The sequence below is a fragment of the Nocardiopsis sp. iso_40 genome, assembly GCF_056173285.1.
The window spans coordinates 3,072,722-3,090,923 of sequence record NZ_CM149666.1; the positions used below are offsets into that span (position 1 = coordinate 3,072,722).

Sequence of the window (18,202 nt, forward strand, 5' to 3'; positions counted from 1 at the left end):
ATGGCATCCGGCTCCCTTGGTCGGTCCCCTGCGGGACCTTTCATCCGCCAGCAGCGGCCCCGCGCGGCCGCTGCGTCCTGCCCGGCGACGCCGACAAGGTCGCCGCTCTGGACCTCGCGCCCACGACGACCGGCACCGCGAGGCTGGAGATCGCCATGCCAGCGCTCTGCGCAACCTTTTCAACCGATTCTTGGGGCTGCCTCCAGCACGGCGTTCCTTGGACGGGCGGCCGCCGCGGTCACAGGGCGTGCCCGCCGGCGACCTGGAGAACCTGACCGGTGACCCAGCGGGCCTGGTGGGAGGCCAGGTAGACCACCGCGTCAGCGATGTCGTCCGGCTCACCCACACGGCCCATCGGTACGATCTGCCTCGCCTGCGCGAGGAGCTCCTCGTCCATCCAGCCGGTCTGGACAGGGCCCGGGGCGACGGCGTTCACTCGTACACCGCGCGGTGCCAGGTCCAGCGCGGTCGAGCGGGTCAGCGCCTCCAACGCCGCCTTGGACGTGCCGTAGCCGATCTGACCGGAGAAGGCCTGCGCGGCGTCGGTGGTGATGTTGATGACGCACAACGGGTCGTCCCCGCGGTGCAGTCGTGCCACCTCGGCGGTGAGGAGCGCGGGGGCGATGGCGTTGACCCGGTAGTGGCGCTCCAACGAGGCGTGGTTCAACGTGTCGACGGTGTCCGGGGTTTCGCAGTGGGCGGCGTTGTTGACCAGGACGTTGATCGCACCGGCCCGGGCCGCGACCTCACTGATCAGCCGGGCTGGCCCGTCCGGGTCGGACAGGTCGGCGCTGAGGGCGAAGGAGCCGTTGCCGAGTTCCTTCGCGAGTGTGGCCGCCTCCTGCGCGGCGGGGGTGATGTGCGCCCATTCGGTGCCTGGGGGAGCCGGAGGGTCCTGGGTGAGGTGGTGGATCGCCACCCGTGCCCCCTGGGCGGCGAACGCACGGCTGATAGCCGCACCGATGTTGCCGGACCCGGCGGTGACCAGGACGGTCCGGCCCGCCAGACGGGTGTCGATCATCGTTTCTCCTCGGTGGTTCTCGGCTCGGTCGGGGTCAGGGGAGACGGGCGCGGGCACCCGGTCTGCGGGTGGATATCCGCGGGCGGGAACTGAAGGCGCACACCGAGGGCAAGGGGGAGGTCGGGCGTGGGCAGGGGCGTCCTGAGCGGAGGCGGGTTTCGTCCCACGGGGCCCTACGCCGTGCACGTGGGGACCGGGACTCTCAGGAACGCATGCGGGCATGGTACACAGACCGGCCCGGCTGGAGGATTCGTTGTGCACAGGGCGGCGGCGCCGACCGGAGCCGCCGGTGGGGGAACGGGTCGAACACCGCCGGTAGTCGGGTCGTGTCACTCTGGCACGCCCCGAACAGTACAGCCTGTGCTGTACCCGTCTCGTTTCCGCGGGGCCTGACCTGGGCTGAATAACGTTGCGGGGCCGTGCTGGAGGCCCGGAGGGGGCCCGGGCGCCCCTGGGGGTCTGACTTCCTAGAAGGTTGACTTATCGGAAGTCAGGATTTTCGACCCCACGGGGAGGGTTTCGTTTCCCAATGCAGCTTAACGTTATTTAATAACGTTACAAACCAAACGTTATTAAGGAGGCGCCCCGTGTGTGTCGGCACCGTTGTGGTCGGTCCCTGGACACGTGGTGCGACCGCCCTGCGCCCCGAGAGCGGCGACGCCCGTTTCGGTGTTTCCCGCAGGTGGCGCTACGGCTCGACGACGGCCGCCCCGGCCTGCGTGTGGGGTCGATTCGTGCGGCCCGGTGTCAGGGGGCGTGGGGGATGAGCCAGCGCAGGACGCCTCGCACACCTCGAGGAGCGCGGGCACCGTGGACAGGTGCCGAGCCTCCTGGAGCTATCGCAGATCATCCACCGTTGTCTGCGATACGCGAGGGCAGGCCGACGAGGCCGTTGGGGGCCTGCAGCTCGATGTCAGCGGCAGGCGCCCGGGGAGTCGGCACCGGGCGCGAGGTGGACACCGCCGCCCACGTCCTCGGCGTCGGCCGCCCCCAGCAGAGCCTCGACCAGCCCGGGGAAGCGCTCGTCCAGGTCCTGGCGGCGCAGCGTGACGAAGCAACGGGTGCCCTCCTGGCGGGTGCGGGTCACCCCGGCATCGCGCAGGACCCGCAGGTGGTGGCTGAGCGTCGACTTGGCCACCGGTGCCCGCAACTCTCCCCACCCGTGCTCGGCGCCGTCTGCGAGTACCCGCACGAGCCCGATGCGCAACGGGTCGCTGAGCGCCGCCATCATCTCGGGCAACGACAGTTCCTCGGTCGCCGGGTGGTGTGCGCGTCTCATGCCCCCATGCTAGCTTGTTCGATATTCGACGAACAACGAACAAAGGGGTCGGGTTGACCGAGCCGAAGTACCACCAGCACACTGACCTCGACGGCCGGGTCGCCATCGTCACCGGCGCCGGATCGGGCATCGGCCGCGCCACCGCGATCGCCATGGCCCGTGCCGGAGCCCGCGTCCTGGGGGTGGGCCGACGCCACGAGGCGCTCCAGGCCACCGCCGCCCACCATCCCGGTATCGCCGTCCACACCGCCGACCTGCGCACCCCCGACGCGCCCGCCAAGGTGGCCCAGGCCGCGACGCAACGGTGGGGCCGCATCGACGTGCTCGTCAACAACGCCGGCGCCACCGCGATGATGCCGCTGGCCGAAACCGATGCGGACCGCATCGCCGCGCTGTTCGCACTCAACGTCACCGCCCCCAGCCTCCTGGCCACCGCGGCCCTGCCGCACCTGCGCGAACAGCGGGGGACGATCGTCAACATCTCCAGCACCTACGGCCACCGGCCACTGCCCGGCGCCGCCCACTACGCGGCCTCCAAGGCCGCCATCGAGCAGTTGACCCGCTGCTGGGCACTGGAACTGGCCCCCGAAGGGGTGCGGGTCAACGCCCTGGCGCCGGGCCCCACCGAAAGCGAGGCGCTGTCGGCAGCCGGGCTCACCGAGGCCGGCGTGGCCCGGGTCAAGGAGAGCGAGGCCGCGCAGATCCCGCTGGGCCGCCGCGGTGAACCCGACGAGGTCGCCCAGTGGGTGCTGCGGCTCGCCGACCCGGGCACGACCTGGCTCACCGGGCAGGTCCTCACCGTCGACGGCGGCCTCGAACTCACCTGACCCCGGGCTCGCACCCTCGGGGTGCGGCCCCGGGGGCCGGGGGCGGGGAAAGGAGCCTGTCCCGCTGACATCGAACCGCGGACCCTCACCGGCCACCCTTTTCGTGAGGATGTCAGGCACCGGCATGTCTGCGGTACCCCGAGCCCCGCCCCCTCGCGGCAGCGCGGGGACAGCTACCGGAGACCTGGGCATGCTCATGAGGCGGGCAGCGTTGCCCCTCGCCTCCTGCCCCTCCCCGTCCTCGGTTGACTCATCAGCGTCGCGCACCTCCTGGCGGCCGCCCGGCACGTCCGGAAGCAGGAACGAGCAGCGCCCATTGACGTTCACGTGCTTGCGCACGAACGGGGACAGGTGGCCGGGCTCCTCCTCGCGCACCGGGTGGCCCTCGCCGCGCAGTTGGACCAGGGCGGCCTCCAGCAGACGGCCGGGGGGCGGCGATCCCGAACTGTTTGGCGGGGTGGACCACGTCGTTCTCGTGTACCTCGCCCAGGTCAGTGAAGAACACACCCGATGAGCGAGCTGCACACGAGGCGGTTGGCATCGCGCCGCTTGGACGCGGTCAACCCCCAGCGGGCGTCGTCGAGTGCGCCCGGCACCGGATCCTCCGAGGAGAAGAGGCCCCCGCACCGCCACTGGAAAACCTTTTGGGTCTTCCTTTCGCGTTCCTGTAGGTTGCCTGCGGCCCCGTTGCCGTGAGGACAGAGGACAGACCGCGTGACCCCGTCTGCTCTTCAAACCTGACACCTTCTTTCGCCCGCCTCCAAGCCGAACCTCAGGTCGGCTCTGCCGGGCTGCCCGTGCGCGCCCGGTTATACAGCGTTTGAGGCCGCGCGCAATCGGCCTCGTGTCAGGTCTAGAGAGAACATGTCTTCACAACCTCATACTGTGCTGCCCTTGGTGAGGATCTCAGAGTGCTCCGCGGTCATCATCCGGGCCGAGGCCGTCGGCCAGGGGGCGTTCGTTCCCGCGTCGGGTGTGCCTGAGGGGTGTACACGGGGCGGGGTTCGTGCCATGCTAAAAATTGGACGACCGCCCAGTGCACTTGTTCAGTGCGTGTGCCCAAAAATGGTGACGGAAGGACGGACATGACGACCGATCGGAGCCGACAGGTGCGCGAGCGCCTGCTCGGAGCGGCTGCCGAACTCATCGGGGAGCGGGGATGGTCCGCGGTGAGCACCCGGGTACTGGCCGAAAGGGCCGGGGTGGGGCCCGGACTGGTCCACTACCACTACCCCTCGTTGAACGCCCTGCTCAACGAGGCCGCCCTGGGGGTGCTGGCCGAGGTCGCCGACCAGACAGCGGCCCACCTGCAGGGCACCACACCCCAGGAGGGGCTGGACCTGGCCCTGGGCGCCCTGGACGACTACCCCGGCGACGACCCCACCTCGGCCCTGTTCATCGAGGCCTACCTGGCGGCCGGACGAGACGGGGAACTGCGTCGGGGCATCACCGACATCCTGGAACGCTTGCGCGCCGCACTGGCCGACTGGCTCAGGGCGGGCGGGGTCCCCGACCCCGAGGCCACCGCCCGGGTCCTGGCCTCGGCCGTGGACGGCGTCATGCTGCACCGGGCCCTGGACCCCGACCTGACCGCAGACGCGGTCGCCCCCGTCCTACGGCGGATCCTGCAACCCGTACCCGTCGCCACCGAGGGGGAGCGGTGAACGCCGCGCCCCCGACGGGGCGGGAAACGGGACGAGCGCTCATCGTGGGCGCCGGTATCGCCGGGCTGGCCCTGGCCCACCGGCTGGACCACCACGGCTGGCGGGTGAGCGTCCTGGAACGCGCCCCGGGCCCGCGCCCGCAGGGGTACATGATCGACTTCTTCGGGCCCGGTTACGACGCGGCGGAGGCGATGGGGCTCCTTCCCCGGTTGCACGAACTGGGCCACCACTTCACCGAGGCCGTTCTGGTCGACGAGCGGGGCCGCCGACGGGCCTCGGTCGGGTTCGAGCGCTTCGCCGAGTCCCTGGGCGGTGCCCTGGTCTCGATCATGCGTCCCGACCTGGAACTGGCGCTGCGCGAGTCGCTGCCCTCCCGGGTGGAGTTGCGCTATGACAGCGAGGTCGTGCAGGTCAGCGAAGACTCCGAGGGGGTGGGCGTGCGTCTGGCCGACGGCACGGTGTTGGAGGCCGACCTGCTGGCGGGGGCCGACGGCATCCACTCCACCGTGCGCCGTCTGGTCTTCGGACCGGAGGAGAAGTACCTGCGCCACCTGGGGTTCCACACCGCCGCCTACACCTTCGACGACGCCCGCGTACACGCCGCCACCGAGGGCCGCTTCCAGCTCACCGACAGCCTGGGAGCCCAGATGGGGCTGTATGCGCTGGCCGGGGACCGGGTGGCGGCCTTTACCGTGCACCGCACCCGCGACACCCGCCTTCCCGAGGACCCCCGGGCCGCGGTCCGCGAGGCCTACGCCGGGCTGGGCTGGGTGGTGCCCCGGGCCCTGGAGCTGTGCCCGCCTCCGGAGCGGATCTACTACGACCACGTCGCCCAGATCGAGATGGGGCGCTGGAGCCGCGGACGCACGGTGTTGCTGGGCGACGCCTGCCAGGCGGTGTCACTGCTGGCGGGACAGGGTGCCTCGCTGGGGCTGGGCGGGGCCTACGTCCTGGCGGAGGAGCTGGCCCGTGCCGGCGGTCTCGCCGAGGGGCTGGCCCGCTACGAACAGCGGTGGCGCCCGGTGGTGGAGGAGCGCCAGCGCACGGCCCGCACCGGCACCTCCTGGTTCCTGCCGGACACCCCCACGCGGTTGCGGCTGCGGCGGATGTTCCTGCGTCTGTCCGCCCTGCCGGGGGTGGACCGGCTGGTGGCGACGTCCCTGTCGGGCAAACCGACCCGGGTGGTGAAGGACCTGGCCTCCACCACCGCCGGGCAGGACTGAGCGGCGCCGGGGCCCGGGCGATGGCGTCCAGTTCCCGGGCCGGTTGCCGCCGGAGCGGAGGGTGTGTGACGATGCGGGATCGCTCGACCAGTTGGAGCCGACTCCGGCGGCCCTGTTCAACCGGCTCGGTGAGACGTTGGCGCATACCGCGGGCTATGAGCGCCCGGTGGGTCCGCTGGGGTTGTTGGGCGCGGAGGGGGACCAGCCCTGGGACCGGGTGTGGTTCGTGCTCGCCGCCGACCGGGCCCGGTCGGCCTATTGGGTCGGCTCAATCGGTCCGCGTTGCGCGCGGTGGGCGGTTAGGGCTTCTTCGGGTCGGGTTCTCGTGGGCCCCGGGCCCGGCCCGCTCCGCCCGGGGCGGCCCGGGGCTGTTCGGTTCGGGCCCCTAGGCTCGGGGCACCCGTTGGTGTGAGCAGAGGGGAGGGCCGCGGTGGCCCCCGTGGTGGAGTCGGTCAGTAGTAGTCCCGAGCACACGTTCAGCAAACCGGTCCGTCCCCGCATCCGGCTTCTGGCCGGGTTGGGGGTGGAGGGCGACGCTCATCTGGGGCGCACGGTCAAGCACCGGTCCAGGGCGGCGGTCGACCCCGCCCGGCCCAACCTGCGCCAGGTGCACCTGATCCACGCCGAACTCCTCGAGGAGGTGGCCCTGGCCGGGTTCGGGGTCCGGCCGGGGCAGATGGGCGAGAACATCACCACCAGGGGGCTGGACCTGCTGGCACTGTCCCGGGGCACCGTGCTCGGCTTCGGGTCCGCGCGGGTGGAGGTCACCGGGTTGCGTAACCCGTGCGCGCAGATCGAGGGGTTCTCCCCGGGGCTGCTCAGGCAGATGGTGTACCGGGACGAACAGGGTGGTCTGGTGCGTCGGGCCGGTGTGATGGGGGTGGTGTTGGAGGGCGGTGTCGTCGAGCCAGGAATGGCGATCGGGGTGCGTGAGCCCGCCGGTGCGCACGTGCCGCTGGAGCGGGTCTGACCCGTACCTGTTCCGGGGAGATCCTGCTGTTCAGGGGCCGGGCGTCTTGCGGCCGTGGGCGGCGGTGTACTCGGCGGCCAGCCAGGGGGCCAGGTCCTCGACGAGTCCGTGCAGGTGGTCGGGGTCGGCGCGGGGGCGGTGCGCGGTAACGGCGGCGGTGCGCATCTGGTCGCGGCGACCGGGGTAGTAGTGGCCGAAGACGTCCGCGGCCAGGTCCAGGTCGCTGGTCCAGCCGCCCCAGGCCGGCATGACCAGGGTGAGACCGGTGCGGACCAGTCGGCGGGAGATCCTCCGGCTCAGGCTGAGGTGCTCGGCCCGGCTGGCAGCCCGGGCGATGCCGGCGCGCCAGCGCGGCAGGACCTGGTGCAGGTCGCCGTTGGTCTGGCGGGCCAGCAGCGGGGTGGGCCGGTACCGGGGTAGGTGTTCGGCCAGGTCGGGGCCGAGCACCGGGGTGCACAGGCAGGCGAGGAAGAACCCGGAGTCGTGGCGTTCGTGTGCGCTGGTGAGGAAGCCGGCCCCCTCGAGAAGGATGCCGACCCCGTTGACCTGGTCGAACGTTGAGTCGAGTTCGTTCTCCAGGGCTCGGGTCCGTGCGTGTTCGGTCTGGTCGGGGCCGGTGTGCAGCGCCACCAGGGCGTCCAGGTCCGAACTGCCGGGGAGGGCGGTGCCGCGGGGGATGCTGCCGTAGAGGTAGGCGCTGTGCAGGCGGGGGCCGAAGACCTCGGGGATACGGGCGAGCAGTGCGGTGACCGCTGGTGCGAAGGCCGCGGGGATCTGGTCCACCGAGCCCTCGCGGGCGATGGTGCCGTCGGGGCGCAGTCCCCGGGGCGGGGGCGGGTGCGGGGGCGTCATGGAGGTGATACTCCCAGCGGCGGTCGTGGCGGGCAATCGGGTTTGCGCCGTTCAGGGCACTGGCCGGGGCTTCCGGTAGTGCTGGCACCACTGTTCTTGGTGGGTAGGGCTGGACCTGGAAGAGGGTGTCTGCGTCATCGTGCCGGTCATCTCCGTAGATCTAGCGTGGAACAGGTCAGAGAGCCTGTTGTACGGATCTTCGGGGAGAGTCATGATCGCGGCCCCAACCGCTGTTCCGGTTACCGGTCCCTTGCGTTACGAGCGCAGGGTGGGGTACGGCGTTCGTCTGCTGGCCTGTGACGAGACCGAGGACGGTCGGATCGTGGAGGAGTTGGGGGACGCGGCCACCGCGGACCACATCGCGGTGCTGGTTCCGGGCAACGACAACTACCTGGGCAACTACTTCAACCAGAAGAGGCTCACACGGCCGCGGGTCAACGCGCAGACGCTGTTGGACACGATGCGCCTGGTGGCTCCGGGGGAGCGCGTGGCGGTGGTGGTGTGGGTGGGTTACCGGACCCCGCGCGGCTTCCGGGAGGCGTTCTCACGCCGCCCGGCCCTGGAGGGGTACCGGGACCTGGTGCGGCTGACCGAGTTCCTGCCCAGTACGGCGCGGGTGACGTTGGTGGGGCACAGCTATGGGACGGTGGTGTGCGGTCTGGCCCTGGAACAGGGGCGGGTCAGTGACTGCGTGGCGCTGGGCAGCCCCGGGATGGGTGTGCGCGAGCGTGCCGGGTTGGGGTTCGAGGGGAACCTGTGGGCGGCGCTGGGGCCCAATGACTGGATCCGGTTCTTTCCCCGTGGGTACGTGGGCGAGATCGGGCACGGCCCCTCGCCGGCGCGGCGGGGATACGGGGCGCGGCTCTTCGAGACCGGTGACATCCCGGGGCACTGTTCGTACTACCAGCAGGGCAGTGAGTCGGTGCGCAACATCGCGCGGATCGCGGTGGGGCGCCACGCCGAGGTGAGCCCGGTGCGGGTGCCCGCTCCGCGGCGGTCGTGGGACGTGCGGGCGGGGGAGACGGTGGTCTCGTGAACGGCGAACCGGTGATCCTGGCCGAGGGGGTGCGCAAGCTCTATCCGGGCGGCAGGGTCGCGCTGGACGGTGTGGATCTGGCCGTGGCCCCTGGGACGGTGCACGGTCTGCTGGGGCCCAACGGTGCGGGCAAGACCACCTCGGTCCGGGTACTCGCGACCCTGTTGGGGTTCGATGGGGGGCGGGCCCGGGTGGCCGGCGCCGACGTGGCCGCGCAGGCCGGGTTGGTGCGTTCCCGGATCGGGTTCGTGGGCCAGTACGCGGCGGTGGACGAGATCCTCAGCGGGCGGCGCAACCTGGAGATGTTCGGTCGGCTCTACCACCTGGGCAGGCGGCGGTCCAGGGAGCGGTCCGTGGAGTTGTTGGAGCGTTTCGACCTGGTGGAGGCCGCCGACCGGTCGGTGCGCACCTATTCGGGTGGGATGCGGCGCCGGTTGGACCTGGCCGCGGGGTTGGTGCTGGATCCCCGGGTGCTGTTCCTGGACGAGCCCACGACGGGTTTGGATCCGCGTAGTCGCGCCGAGGTGTGGCGGGCCGTGCGTGAGTTGGTGGAGGCGGGCACGACGGTGCTGTTGACCACCCAGTACCTGGAGGAGGCCGACCGGTTGGCCGACCGGGTTTCGGTGGTCGACGCGGGGCGGGTGATCGCCGAGGGGAGCCCGCAGGAGTTGAAGTCGCGGGTGGGCGGCGGCCGGGTCGAGGTCGTGGTCTCGCAGGCGGACGAGCTGCCGGTGGCCGCGGAGGTGATGGGCCGGATGGCGGGGTCGCCGCCCGTGGTCGACCGGGACGCGTTGAGTGTGTGCGCCTCCGTCGGGGGCCGGGGCGGAGCGCTGGTCAAGGTGGTGCGGGCCCTGGACGAGGCGGGTCTGGACGTGGAGGACATCGCGTTGCGCCGCCCGACACTGGACGACGTTTTCCTGAGTCTGACCGGGCATCAGAGTACGCGGGAACCTGTGGCCGGGGACCAGGGCGCGGAGGGGGATCGGTCATGACGCGGGTGCTGGGTGGCCCGGACTGGGATCAGGGCGAGGACGCCCCCGGGGGTGGGCCCCGGGGCCCGCGTGTGTGGTCGGCCCGGGCGGGGTGGGCGGTGGCCGACTCCGCGGTGGTGGCGCGCCGGTACCTGGCGCACCTGGTGTACAAGCCTGACGAGGTGGTCGGCACCCTGATGATCCCGGTGCTGGCGGTGCTGTTGTTCGGGTTCGTCTTCGGTGAGGCGATGGGCGCGGCCATGGGGGTGGGCGGTGAGGACTACCGCGACTTCCTGATGCCGGGGCTGTTCGCGTTGACGATGGCGTTCGGGATCGGCAACACGACGATCGCGGTGGTCACGGACGTGGGCCGTGGTGTGGTGGATCGTTTCCGCACCTTGCCCATGGCGCCGTCGGCGTTGCTGGTGGGGCGCAGTATGGCCGATGTGGTTTCGGCGGTGGTGGATCTGCTGGTCCTGGTGGGGATGGGGTTGCTGATCGGGTGGCAGTGGCACCACGGCCCCTGGGCGGCGTTGGCGGGGCTGGGTTTGCTGCTGCTGTTGCGGTTGGCCTTCACCTGGATCGGGATCTACCTGGGGCTGTTGGTGCGCAGTCCCGAGGCGGCGATGAAGTTCTTCTCGCTGGTGTTCCCGTTGGCGATGGTGGCGGAGACGTTCGTGCCCACCGAGGTGATCCCGGGGTGGTTGGCGCCGGTGGCCGAGTGGAATCCGTTGTCGGCCACGGTGCTGGCCTGCCGTGAGCTGTTCGGTAACACCACTGTGGTGGGTGATTCGTGGGTGGCCCAGAACGCGCTGCTGATGGCGGTGGTGTGGCCGCTGGTGCTGATGGCGGTGTTCGTGCCGTTGGCGGTGCGGCGTTACCGGCGGTTGAGTCGTTGAGTGCGCTGCGGGTTCAGTCCCGGGCGAGGAACTGGGCGAAGGTGGTGCGGCCCACGGCCCGGTCGGGGGCCAGGTGGGCGCCGGAGAGGTAGCCGGCGAAGACCCGGCCGGGCAGGCGTAGCGGCCACAGGCGGCGTTGGGTGTGGGTGGCGTCCAGGTAGGCGCGGGCCAGGTCGTGGAAGGACTCCACGTGGGGTCCGCCCAGGTCGGGGACGCGTCCGGCGGGTTCCTCCTGGGCCAGGCGGACCAGGCGCAGGGCGACCTCGGCTGCGTCGACGGGTTGGACGTCGATGTCGGGGTAGGGCATGGCGGGCAGGCGGGCCGCGCGGGCGCAGATGCTCCGGACCAGTTGGTGGAACTGGGTGGCGCGTAGGACGGTGACGCCCAGGCCGGAGGCCAGGAGGGCCTCCTCGACGGTGTGTTTGGTGCGGTAGTAGCCCAGGGGGATCTGGTCGCATCCGACGATGGAGACGTGGACGAGGTGGCTGACTCCGGCGGCGCGGGCGGAGCGGATGAGGTGGGTGGCGGCGCGGAGGTCGCCGCCGGTGGGGCTGGTGGCGCAGTGCACGACGGTGTCGACGCCGTTCAGGGCCTGGTCGAGTCCGTGTCCGGTGCGCAGGTCCACGGCGTGGGCGGTGGTTTCCAGGGAGCCGGGGTGGCGGCTCAGGGTGTGGATCTCGTGGTCGGTCTGGCGTAGTTGTTCCACCACGGGTGTGCCCAGGGTGCCGGTGGCGCCGGTGACCAGGATCGTGCTCAAGTCCCCACCTCCGAGTCCGTTGCTCAGGGATTCACGCTAACACCGCAAGGGGGAGGTTTCCGGGTATTCGGCGTGTTTTCGGTGCTGGTCGTCGTGGGGGTGCGTTCGGGCCACCGGGCTTTCGCCTCGGGTTTCCTGCCTGACCGGGGGCGGGTCCGGCCCGTGCTTCCTGCTGTGTCCCTTGTGGGGTGGGCCGTCCCGGTTAGAGTGCTGGACAGCGTTGGCGCAGTGAGCGCTGAGTCACAGTGATGAGGGGTGTTCCCATGCCGGGGATCGTTGAGGAACTGCTGTCCGCGATCGGGGCGGAACAGGTGGTCACCGATCCCGCGGTGATGGAGGGTTACTCCCATGACGAGGCCGAGTGGGCGCCCTACGGCGGACCCGCCGCGGTGGTGCGCCCCCGTGACACCGCCGACGTGGCCCGGGTGGTGCGGGTCTGTGCCGACCTCGGTGTCGCCCTGGTGGGGCGCGGTGCCGGGACCGGCCTGTCGGGTGCGGCCAACGCGGGCCGGGGCTGGGTGGTGGTCTCCTTCGAGCGGATGAACCGGGTGCTGGAGGTCGACACCGTCCAGCAGACCGTCACCGTGCAGCCGGGTGTGGTCAACGGCGACCTGCGTGAGCGGGTGGCCCGGGACGGGCTGTGGTATCCGCCGGACCCGGCGTCGGCGCCGTGGTCGACCATCGGCGGCAACGTGGCCACCAACGCGGGCGGACTGTGCTGTGTCAAGTACGGGGTGACCCGGGACTACGTGTTGGGCATGGAGGCGGTGGTGGGCTCCGGTGAGGTGGTGCGGTTGGGCCGGACCACCGCCAAGGGGGTGACCGGGTACGACCTGGCCGGGCTCATGGTCGGTTCCGAGGGCACGCTGGGGTTGGTCACCGAGGTGACGTTGCGGCTGGTGCCGTTGCGCACCGGGGTGGAGCACACCGTGGTGGGTTACTTCGACTCCCTGACCGATGCCGGCCGTGCGGTGGCCGCGGTGGCGGCGGCGGGCATCGTGCCCTCGGCCATGGAGCTCATCGACCGGTTCTGCCTGCGGGCCGTGGACGAGTGGAAGAACATGGGGCTGTCCGCGGAGGGCGAGGTGCTGTTGCTGGCCCGCAGTGACCTGCCCGGGGAGTCGGGTCAGGCGGAGGCCGACCGGATCCTGGAGTGCTTCGAGCGGGAGAAGGCGGTCTACGCTGTGCGCTCCACCGACGAGGAGGAGGCTGAGGCGCTCTTCCAGGCGCGTCGTCTGGCCTACCCGGCGCTGGAGCGGTTGGGGCCGTTGCTGACCGAGGACGTGTGTGTGCCCAAGGCGAAGGTGCCGCACATGTTGGAGGCGATCGAGGCGGTCGGGGAGCGGTTCCGGACCCGGATCGGAAACATCGCGCACGCCGGGGACGGGAACCTGCATCCGCTGTTCATCGTTCCGGCCGGTGACGATGCTGCTCGGGAGCGGGCCAAGCAGGCCTTCGAGGTGATCGTGGACGAGGCACTGGCCCTGGGCGGGACGGTCACCGGCGAGCACGGGGTGGGTCTGTTGAAGATGCGCGGTGCCGCTGACGAGCTGGGCCCGTCCGTGCTGGCGATGCACCGGGCGGTCAAGGGAGCGTTGGACCCCCGGGGCATCTTCAACCCGGGCAAGGTCTTCGCCTAGCCGGGCGGGGAACCACGGCGCCCGCTCGCCTCCTGCCTGTGCTCGTGCCCGCCCCGCCGCTGGATCGGAAAGGCTGCTTGTGGTCCTCCTACATCTGCTGCTGGCCGCCATGATCGGGTGGATGGCCCTGATCGTGGCCAAACCCCAGGTGGCGTGGTATGTGCGTGCGTGGCGGTACCGCGATCCGGAGGCCAACTACCCCAGCGCCACACGGTTCACACTGCACCGGGTCGGCGCAGCCGTGGCGATCGTGCTGTGCCTGTTCACGTGGTCCTTGACGTGGGAGAGCGCCCCGGAGGGGGCGGCGTCGGAGTCCGTCACCGCGCAGGAGTCCGCAGCAGTACCTGAGGACGACATACCCGTACAGGAGACCATCTCCCTGACGGACACCGTCACCGAAACGGGCTGGATCAGCTTCTACAGGGTGCTGGAGGAGGAAGAGGCGGTCATGATCTCCACCTCAGTCAGGGTGTGTGCGTGACCCTCTGGCACCTCTGGACGTGCGGGCTGTCGCGGGGGAGGAGAGCGTCCGTTTCGCTGTGGAGGTCACCCGTGGCTCGATCTTCTGTGGAAACGACGACGAGGAACAGGTCTGGGAAGAGCCCGAAACGTACAGAGTGCTCGTGGAGCTGGACGCACCGCTGGGGGACCGGGCGGTCGTGGACGCCAATGGCGACGAGATCACGCTCGACTCCTGAGCGGACGTGGACCAGTGGGGGCAGGCCAAGGACGGCCCCGTCCCGCCCGACAGCGTTCCGCGTTTCGAGGTTCGCTGGAAAACGTTGCGGTGGGGTGTCGAGAATCCGGGTGCGGCTCCGTCTCCCCAGTGAACACGGCCACAATGGGTCGTGCCGCACCAAGGAGGACATGATGGCCAAGTACCTGCTGCTCAAGCACTACCGGGGCGCGCCGAAGGCGGTCAACGACGTACCGATGGACCAGTGGACACCGGAGGAGGTCTCGGCCCACGTGCAGTACATGCAGGACTTCGCCGACCGGCTCGAGGGCACCGGCGAGTTCGTCGACAGCCAGGCGCTCTCCCCGGAGGGCACGTTCGTGCGCTACGACGGCGAGGGGCGGCCGCCGGTCACCGACGGCCCGTTCGCGGAGACCAAGGACCTGATCGCGGGCTGGATGGTGATCGACGTCGAGACCCATGAGCGGGCGCTGGAGCTGGCCGGGGAGCTGTCCGCGGCCCCGGGGTCGGGTGGCAGTCCGATTCACGAGTGGCTCGAGGTGCGCCCGTTCCTTGCCGCACCGCCGACCATCACGGAGTGAGACACGGTGGACGAAGCTCTGCTGCGGGCCCTGGTCCCCAGCGTGATCGGCGTTCTCGTCCGTCGCGGAGCCGACTTCGCGGCGGCCGAGGACGCCGTCCAGGACGCCCTGGTCGAGGCCGTGCGCGTGTGGCCTCGGGACCCGCCGCGCCACCCCGAGGGCTGGCTGGTCACCGTGGCCTGGCGTCGGTTCCTCGACACCACTCGTGCCGAGAGCTCCCGACGTCGGCGCGAGGTCCGGGTCGAGGTCGAACCCGTGCCCGGGCCGGGTCGGGCGGTGGACGACACCCTCCAGTTGTACTTCCTGTGCGCGCACCCGTCCCTGACACCGGCCTCGGCCGTCGCGCTCACGCTGCGCGCGGTCGGCGGTCTGAACACACGTCAGATCGCACGGGCCTACCTCGTGCCGGAGGCGACCATGGCCCAGCGCATCAGCCGGGCCAAACGGACCGTCTCCGGTGTCCGGTTCGACCGGCCCGGCGACATCGCCACCGTGTTGCGGGTGCTCTACCTGGTCTTCAACGAGGGCTACTCCGGTGACGTCGACCTTGCCGGCGAGGCGATCCGGCTCACCCGCCGGCTGGCGTCCGGTATCGACCACGAGGAGGTCGCGGGCCTGCTCGCGCTCATGCTGCTGCACCACGCGCGACGTTCGGCGCGTACCGGGCCCGACGGCAGGCTGGTGCCCCTGGCCGAGCAGGACCGCGGCCTGTGGGACACCCGCCTGATCGCCGAGGGGGTCGACGTGCTCCAGACGGCCCTGGCCCGGGACCGTCTGGGTGAGTTCCAGGCCCAGGCCGCCGTCGCCTCCCTGCACGCCGACGCCCGCACGGCCGAGGAGACCGACTGGGTGCAGATCGTCGAGTGGTACGACGAACTGGTGCGGCTCACCGACAGCCCGGTGGTGCGTCTGAACCGGGCTGTCGCGGTCGGGGAGGCCGACGGCCCGAGGGCCGGGCTGGCCGCTCTGGCCGAACTGGACCCCGGTGTGCCCCGGCACACCGCGGCGGCGGCGTACCTGTACGAGCGTGACGGTGACCCGGTCACCGCGGCGCGGCTCTACGCCCGGGCCGCCCGGGCGGCGCCCAACCTCCCCGAACGCGACCACCTCACGCGGCAGGCCGCCCGGCTCAACGCGCGGTTGCGTGGTTGAGCCTCCGCCCGAAGGGCCCCCGATCGGCACGTTTGACCACATTCGGGTCACCGGGCAGGTGAGCGGCCACACCTGGGCGGGTAGGGCGGCCAACGCGGTACGGGGCTTGTCTCGGAGGGCCCGGTACCCGAGAACAACGCCGCAGTACGTGAGGGGGAACGTCATGGCTGACACACTCACCGGACGCCGCGTGGCGGTTCTGGCCGCCGACGGTGTCGAACAGGTGGAGCTGGTCCAACCGAGGCAGGCACTGGTCGATCAGGGCGCCGACGTGGAACTGGTCTCCTTGCACGACGGCCGGATCCAGGCGATGAACGGGGACATCGAACCGGCCGACCAGTTCACGGTGGACCGGGAGGTGTCCAAGGTCGGTGTCGACGACTACGACGCGCTCGTGGTCCCGGGCGGCACCGTCAACCCGGACAACCTGCGTTCCGACGGCGACGCGGTGCGGTTCGTGCGCGACTTCGTGGCCCGGGGCAAGCCGGTCGCGGCGATCTGCCACGGCCCGTGGATCCTGGTCGAGGCCGACGTGGTGCGCGGACGCACCCTGACCTCCTACCCCAGCATCCGCACCGACATCCGCAACGCCGGGGGCGTGGTGGTGGAGGAGGAGGTCGTCACCGACCACGGGCTCACCACCAGCCGCAACCCGAACGATCTTCCGGCGTTCTGCGAGCGGATCGTGCGGGAGTTCGCTGGCTGATTCCTCCTGCTGACGGACCGGCCCGGGCCTGGCCTGGGATCGTGAAAGGGGGTCGCGGACACGTGTCCGCGACCCCCTCGGTGTGGTCGGTTCTCCCCGACCGGTTACTGCGGCTCGGGTTCGTCGGGGTGGTTGCGCAGGTGGAGGATGGCGGCCACCAGGCCGCCCCACAGCACGACCATGGAGATGACCATCATGGTGATGGCGCTGGCGGACATCAGCGGTCCCCTTCCTTGTCTGTGTCCTCGGCGGGACGGCCCAGGGGCGCGATCCTGTCGGGCTCGTCCAGTTCGACCGGGGTCCGGCCGTCCCCCTGAGCGGCGCGTTCGGCGTCCATTCGGGCGATGGCGTCGGCTCGCCGCCAGGGAAGGCAGGAGATGACGATGCCGAAGACGATCGCGCCGATGGCCACGCCCCAGCCCGCGACCAGCAGGAAGCTCTCCGGGTAGCCCTCGTAGTTGGTCGTCAGCTCGGTGCGCAGGCTGTCCCACATCATGAAGCCCAGCAGGACCGGGGTGATCCCGCCCAGGGCGATCTTCCACCACCAGCCCAGGCGGATCGAGGAGACGGCGTTGGCGTGCTTCTCGAACAGCGGCAGCCTGCGCAGGATCCAGCCGAACACCAGGACCATCACCAGACCGGCCAGAGCGATGCCGTACTGGTTGATGAAGCGGTCCGCGGCGTCGAGGATGTACAGACCCTCGGGCGTGGGGAAGAGCAGGATCGAGGCGAGCGCGGTGGCGCCGCCCACCAGCAGCACGGTCTGGACGCGGCCCAGCCCGGTGCGGTCCTGCACCGCCGAGATGATCACCTGGACGATGCTGATCAGTGAGGTGAGACCGGCGATGACCAGGCAGACGAAGAACACCACCCCGAAGAGCGTCCCGCCCAGCGGCAGTGTGGAGATGATCTGCGGGAAGGCGACGAAGGCCAGCCCGATCCCGGAGGTGGCGACCTCGTCGACACTCGTTCCCGCGGCGGTGGCCATGAAGCCCAGCGCGGCGAAGACACCGATGCCGGCCAGGAGCTCGAAGGAGCTGTTGGCCAGGCCCGCGACCATCGCCGATCCGGTCAGGTTGGCCTTGCGGCGCAGGTAGGAGGCGTAGGTGACCATGATGGCGAACCCGATGGACAGCGAGAAGAAGATCTGTCCGTAGGCGGCGATCCACACCCCGCCGTCGAGCATCTTGCTCCAGTCCGGCGTGAACAGGGTGTTCAGGCCCGCGGCGGCACCGTCCAGGGTGAGCGCCTGGACGACCAGCAGCACGAAGAGCACGACCAGCAGGGGGATGAAGATCCTGGTGGTCTTCTCGATGCCCTTGCGCACGCCCAGGGCCAGCACGACCAGGACGATCGCCCACACGGCCACCAGGGGCCAGGCCACGCCGGCGACGAAGCCGGAGATCATCCCGGGTTCGTCGCCGACCTGGAGGAAGTCGTTGAAGAAGAACGCGTCCGGGTCATCGCCCCACTGCTGGCCGACGGAGAACCAGGCGTAGCGCACGGCCCAGGCGACGATGACGGCGTAGTAGCTCGCGATGACGAAACAGATCGCCACCTGCCACCAGCCGATCGCCTCCGCCGGTCGGGAGATGCGCCGGTAGGAGAGCGGAGCCGAGGAGCGGTACCGGTGGCCGATGCTGTACTCGAGGATGAGTAGCGGGATACCCGCGGTCAGCAGGGCGATGAGGTAGGGCAGGAGAAAGGCCCCGCCCCCGTTTTCGTAGGCGATGTAGGGGAATCGCCAGATGTTGCCCAGTCCGATGGCCGATCCGATCGCGGCCATGAGGAATCCCGCGCGCGTCCCCCACTGCTCGCGAGGCTGTTGCCCCATGTTCAGGTCTCCTAAATCATCCCGTAGTTCGCGATCCGCACGTTAGCAGGATTTGGCCTTCTGGGCATGGTGGAGCCTGGCCTGTGGGCTGGA

The 18,202-nt window shown here is 70.7% G+C and carries 19 protein-coding genes; 13 read left to right on the forward strand and 6 right to left on the reverse strand.

Translation table 11 applies throughout. The annotated features are described in order from the left end of the window. Nucleotides 1-238 precede the first annotated feature (238 nt). Complete coding sequence (locus AC0VYD_RS13420; protein WP_475475865.1) at nt 239-1,021, reverse strand: SDR family NAD(P)-dependent oxidoreductase; 783 nt, start codon at nt 1,019-1,021, stop codon at nt 239-241. Between the two features lie 913 nt (nt 1,022-1,934). Next, nucleotides 1,935-2,300: an ArsR/SmtB family transcription factor gene (locus AC0VYD_RS13425; RefSeq protein ID WP_475475866.1), complete on the reverse strand. Its 366-nt coding sequence runs from the start codon at nt 2,298-2,300 to the stop codon at nt 1,935-1,937. Nucleotides 2,301-2,353: 53 nt separating this feature from the next. On the opposite strand from AC0VYD_RS13425, the gene AC0VYD_RS13430 reads away from it, so the two are divergent. The 4 genes from AC0VYD_RS13430 (at nt 2,354) to AC0VYD_RS13445 (ending at nt 6,984) form a co-directional block, all read left to right on the forward strand. Beyond that, nucleotides 2,354-3,127 (forward strand): SDR family NAD(P)-dependent oxidoreductase, encoded by a 774-nt coding sequence (locus AC0VYD_RS13430; RefSeq protein WP_475475867.1) that lies wholly within the window; start codon nt 2,354-2,356, stop codon nt 3,125-3,127. Nucleotides 3,128-4,212: 1,085 nt separating this feature from the next. Next, the gene (locus AC0VYD_RS13435) at nt 4,213-4,791 is read left to right on the forward strand and encodes a TetR/AcrR family transcriptional regulator (protein WP_475475868.1); all 579 of its coding nucleotides are present in this window, start codon (nt 4,213-4,215) and stop codon (nt 4,789-4,791) included. Continuing rightward, the gene (locus AC0VYD_RS13440; protein WP_475475869.1) at nt 4,788-6,014 is read left to right on the forward strand and encodes an FAD-dependent monooxygenase; all 1,227 of its coding nucleotides are present in this window, start codon (nt 4,788-4,790) and stop codon (nt 6,012-6,014) included. The genes AC0VYD_RS13435 and AC0VYD_RS13440 overlap by 4 nt, the downstream gene beginning before the upstream one ends. A gap of 430 nt (nt 6,015-6,444) precedes the next feature. Continuing rightward, complete coding sequence (locus AC0VYD_RS13445) at nt 6,445-6,984, forward strand: MOSC domain-containing protein (protein ID WP_475475870.1); 540 nt, start codon at nt 6,445-6,447, stop codon at nt 6,982-6,984. 30 nt (nt 6,985-7,014) lie between these two features. Here the strand turns inward: AC0VYD_RS13445 and AC0VYD_RS13450 are convergent, their stop codons facing one another. Further along, entirely contained in the window at nt 7,015-7,836 is an 822-nt protein-coding gene (locus tag AC0VYD_RS13450) for a nucleotidyltransferase domain-containing protein (RefSeq protein ID WP_475475871.1), read from the reverse strand. A gap of 211 nt (nt 7,837-8,047) precedes the next feature. On the opposite strand from AC0VYD_RS13450, the gene AC0VYD_RS13455 reads away from it, so the two are divergent. Genes AC0VYD_RS13455 through AC0VYD_RS13465 form a run of 3 tightly spaced genes read left to right on the forward strand, consistent with a single transcriptional unit; the run spans nt 8,048 to nt 10,742 of the window. After that, entirely contained in the window at nt 8,048-8,872 is an 825-nt protein-coding gene (locus tag AC0VYD_RS13455) for an alpha/beta hydrolase (protein ID WP_475475872.1), read from the forward strand. Further along, a complete protein-coding gene (locus AC0VYD_RS13460) occupies nt 8,869-9,864 on the forward strand; it encodes an ATP-binding cassette domain-containing protein (protein WP_475475873.1) in 996 nt (331 codons plus the stop codon). Before AC0VYD_RS13455 ends, AC0VYD_RS13460 begins: the two co-directional genes overlap by 4 nt. Further along, the gene (locus tag AC0VYD_RS13465) at nt 9,861-10,742 is read left to right on the forward strand and encodes an ABC transporter permease (protein ID WP_475475874.1); all 882 of its coding nucleotides are present in this window, start codon (nt 9,861-9,863) and stop codon (nt 10,740-10,742) included. The genes AC0VYD_RS13460 and AC0VYD_RS13465 overlap by 4 nt, the downstream gene beginning before the upstream one ends. 13 nt (nt 10,743-10,755) lie before the next feature. On the opposite strand, the gene AC0VYD_RS13470 is transcribed toward AC0VYD_RS13465, so the two are convergent. Further along, complete coding sequence (locus tag AC0VYD_RS13470) at nt 10,756-11,499, reverse strand: SDR family oxidoreductase (protein ID WP_475475875.1); 744 nt, start codon at nt 11,497-11,499, stop codon at nt 10,756-10,758. 263 nt (nt 11,500-11,762) lie between these two features. Between AC0VYD_RS13470 and AC0VYD_RS13475 the strand changes: the two genes are divergently transcribed. From AC0VYD_RS13475 to AC0VYD_RS13500, 6 genes are all read left to right on the forward strand, one after another. Continuing rightward, the gene (locus tag AC0VYD_RS13475) at nt 11,763-13,139 is read left to right on the forward strand and encodes an FAD-binding oxidoreductase (RefSeq protein ID WP_475475876.1); all 1,377 of its coding nucleotides are present in this window, start codon (nt 11,763-11,765) and stop codon (nt 13,137-13,139) included. A gap of 79 nt (nt 13,140-13,218) precedes the next feature. Continuing rightward, a complete protein-coding gene (locus AC0VYD_RS13480; RefSeq protein ID WP_475475877.1) occupies nt 13,219-13,620 on the forward strand; it encodes a DUF6199 family natural product biosynthesis protein in 402 nt (133 codons plus the stop codon). Then, nucleotides 13,613-13,837 (forward strand): hypothetical protein, encoded by a 225-nt coding sequence (locus tag AC0VYD_RS13485; RefSeq protein WP_475475878.1) that lies wholly within the window; start codon nt 13,613-13,615, stop codon nt 13,835-13,837. The genes AC0VYD_RS13480 and AC0VYD_RS13485 overlap by 8 nt, the downstream gene beginning before the upstream one ends. A gap of 172 nt (nt 13,838-14,009) precedes the next feature. Continuing rightward, complete coding sequence (locus tag AC0VYD_RS13490; RefSeq protein ID WP_475475879.1) at nt 14,010-14,417, forward strand: YciI family protein; 408 nt, start codon at nt 14,010-14,012, stop codon at nt 14,415-14,417. Nucleotides 14,418-14,423: 6 nt separating this feature from the next. Next, complete coding sequence (locus tag AC0VYD_RS13495) at nt 14,424-15,569, forward strand: RNA polymerase sigma factor (protein WP_475475880.1); 1,146 nt, start codon at nt 14,424-14,426, stop codon at nt 15,567-15,569. Between the two features lie 163 nt (nt 15,570-15,732). Continuing rightward, a complete protein-coding gene (locus AC0VYD_RS13500; RefSeq protein WP_473039656.1) occupies nt 15,733-16,275 on the forward strand; it encodes a DJ-1/PfpI/YhbO family deglycase/protease in 543 nt (180 codons plus the stop codon). Between the two features lie 104 nt (nt 16,276-16,379). On the opposite strand, the gene AC0VYD_RS13505 is transcribed toward AC0VYD_RS13500, so the two are convergent. Further along, the gene (locus tag AC0VYD_RS13505) at nt 16,380-16,493 is read right to left on the reverse strand and encodes a methionine/alanine import family NSS transporter small subunit (RefSeq protein ID WP_475475881.1); all 114 of its coding nucleotides are present in this window, start codon (nt 16,491-16,493) and stop codon (nt 16,380-16,382) included. Beyond that, nucleotides 16,493-18,109: a sodium-dependent transporter gene (locus AC0VYD_RS13510; RefSeq protein WP_475475882.1), complete on the reverse strand. Its 1,617-nt coding sequence runs from the start codon at nt 18,107-18,109 to the stop codon at nt 16,493-16,495. The genes AC0VYD_RS13505 and AC0VYD_RS13510 overlap by 1 nt, the downstream gene beginning before the upstream one ends. Nucleotides 18,110-18,202 lie beyond the last annotated feature (93 nt).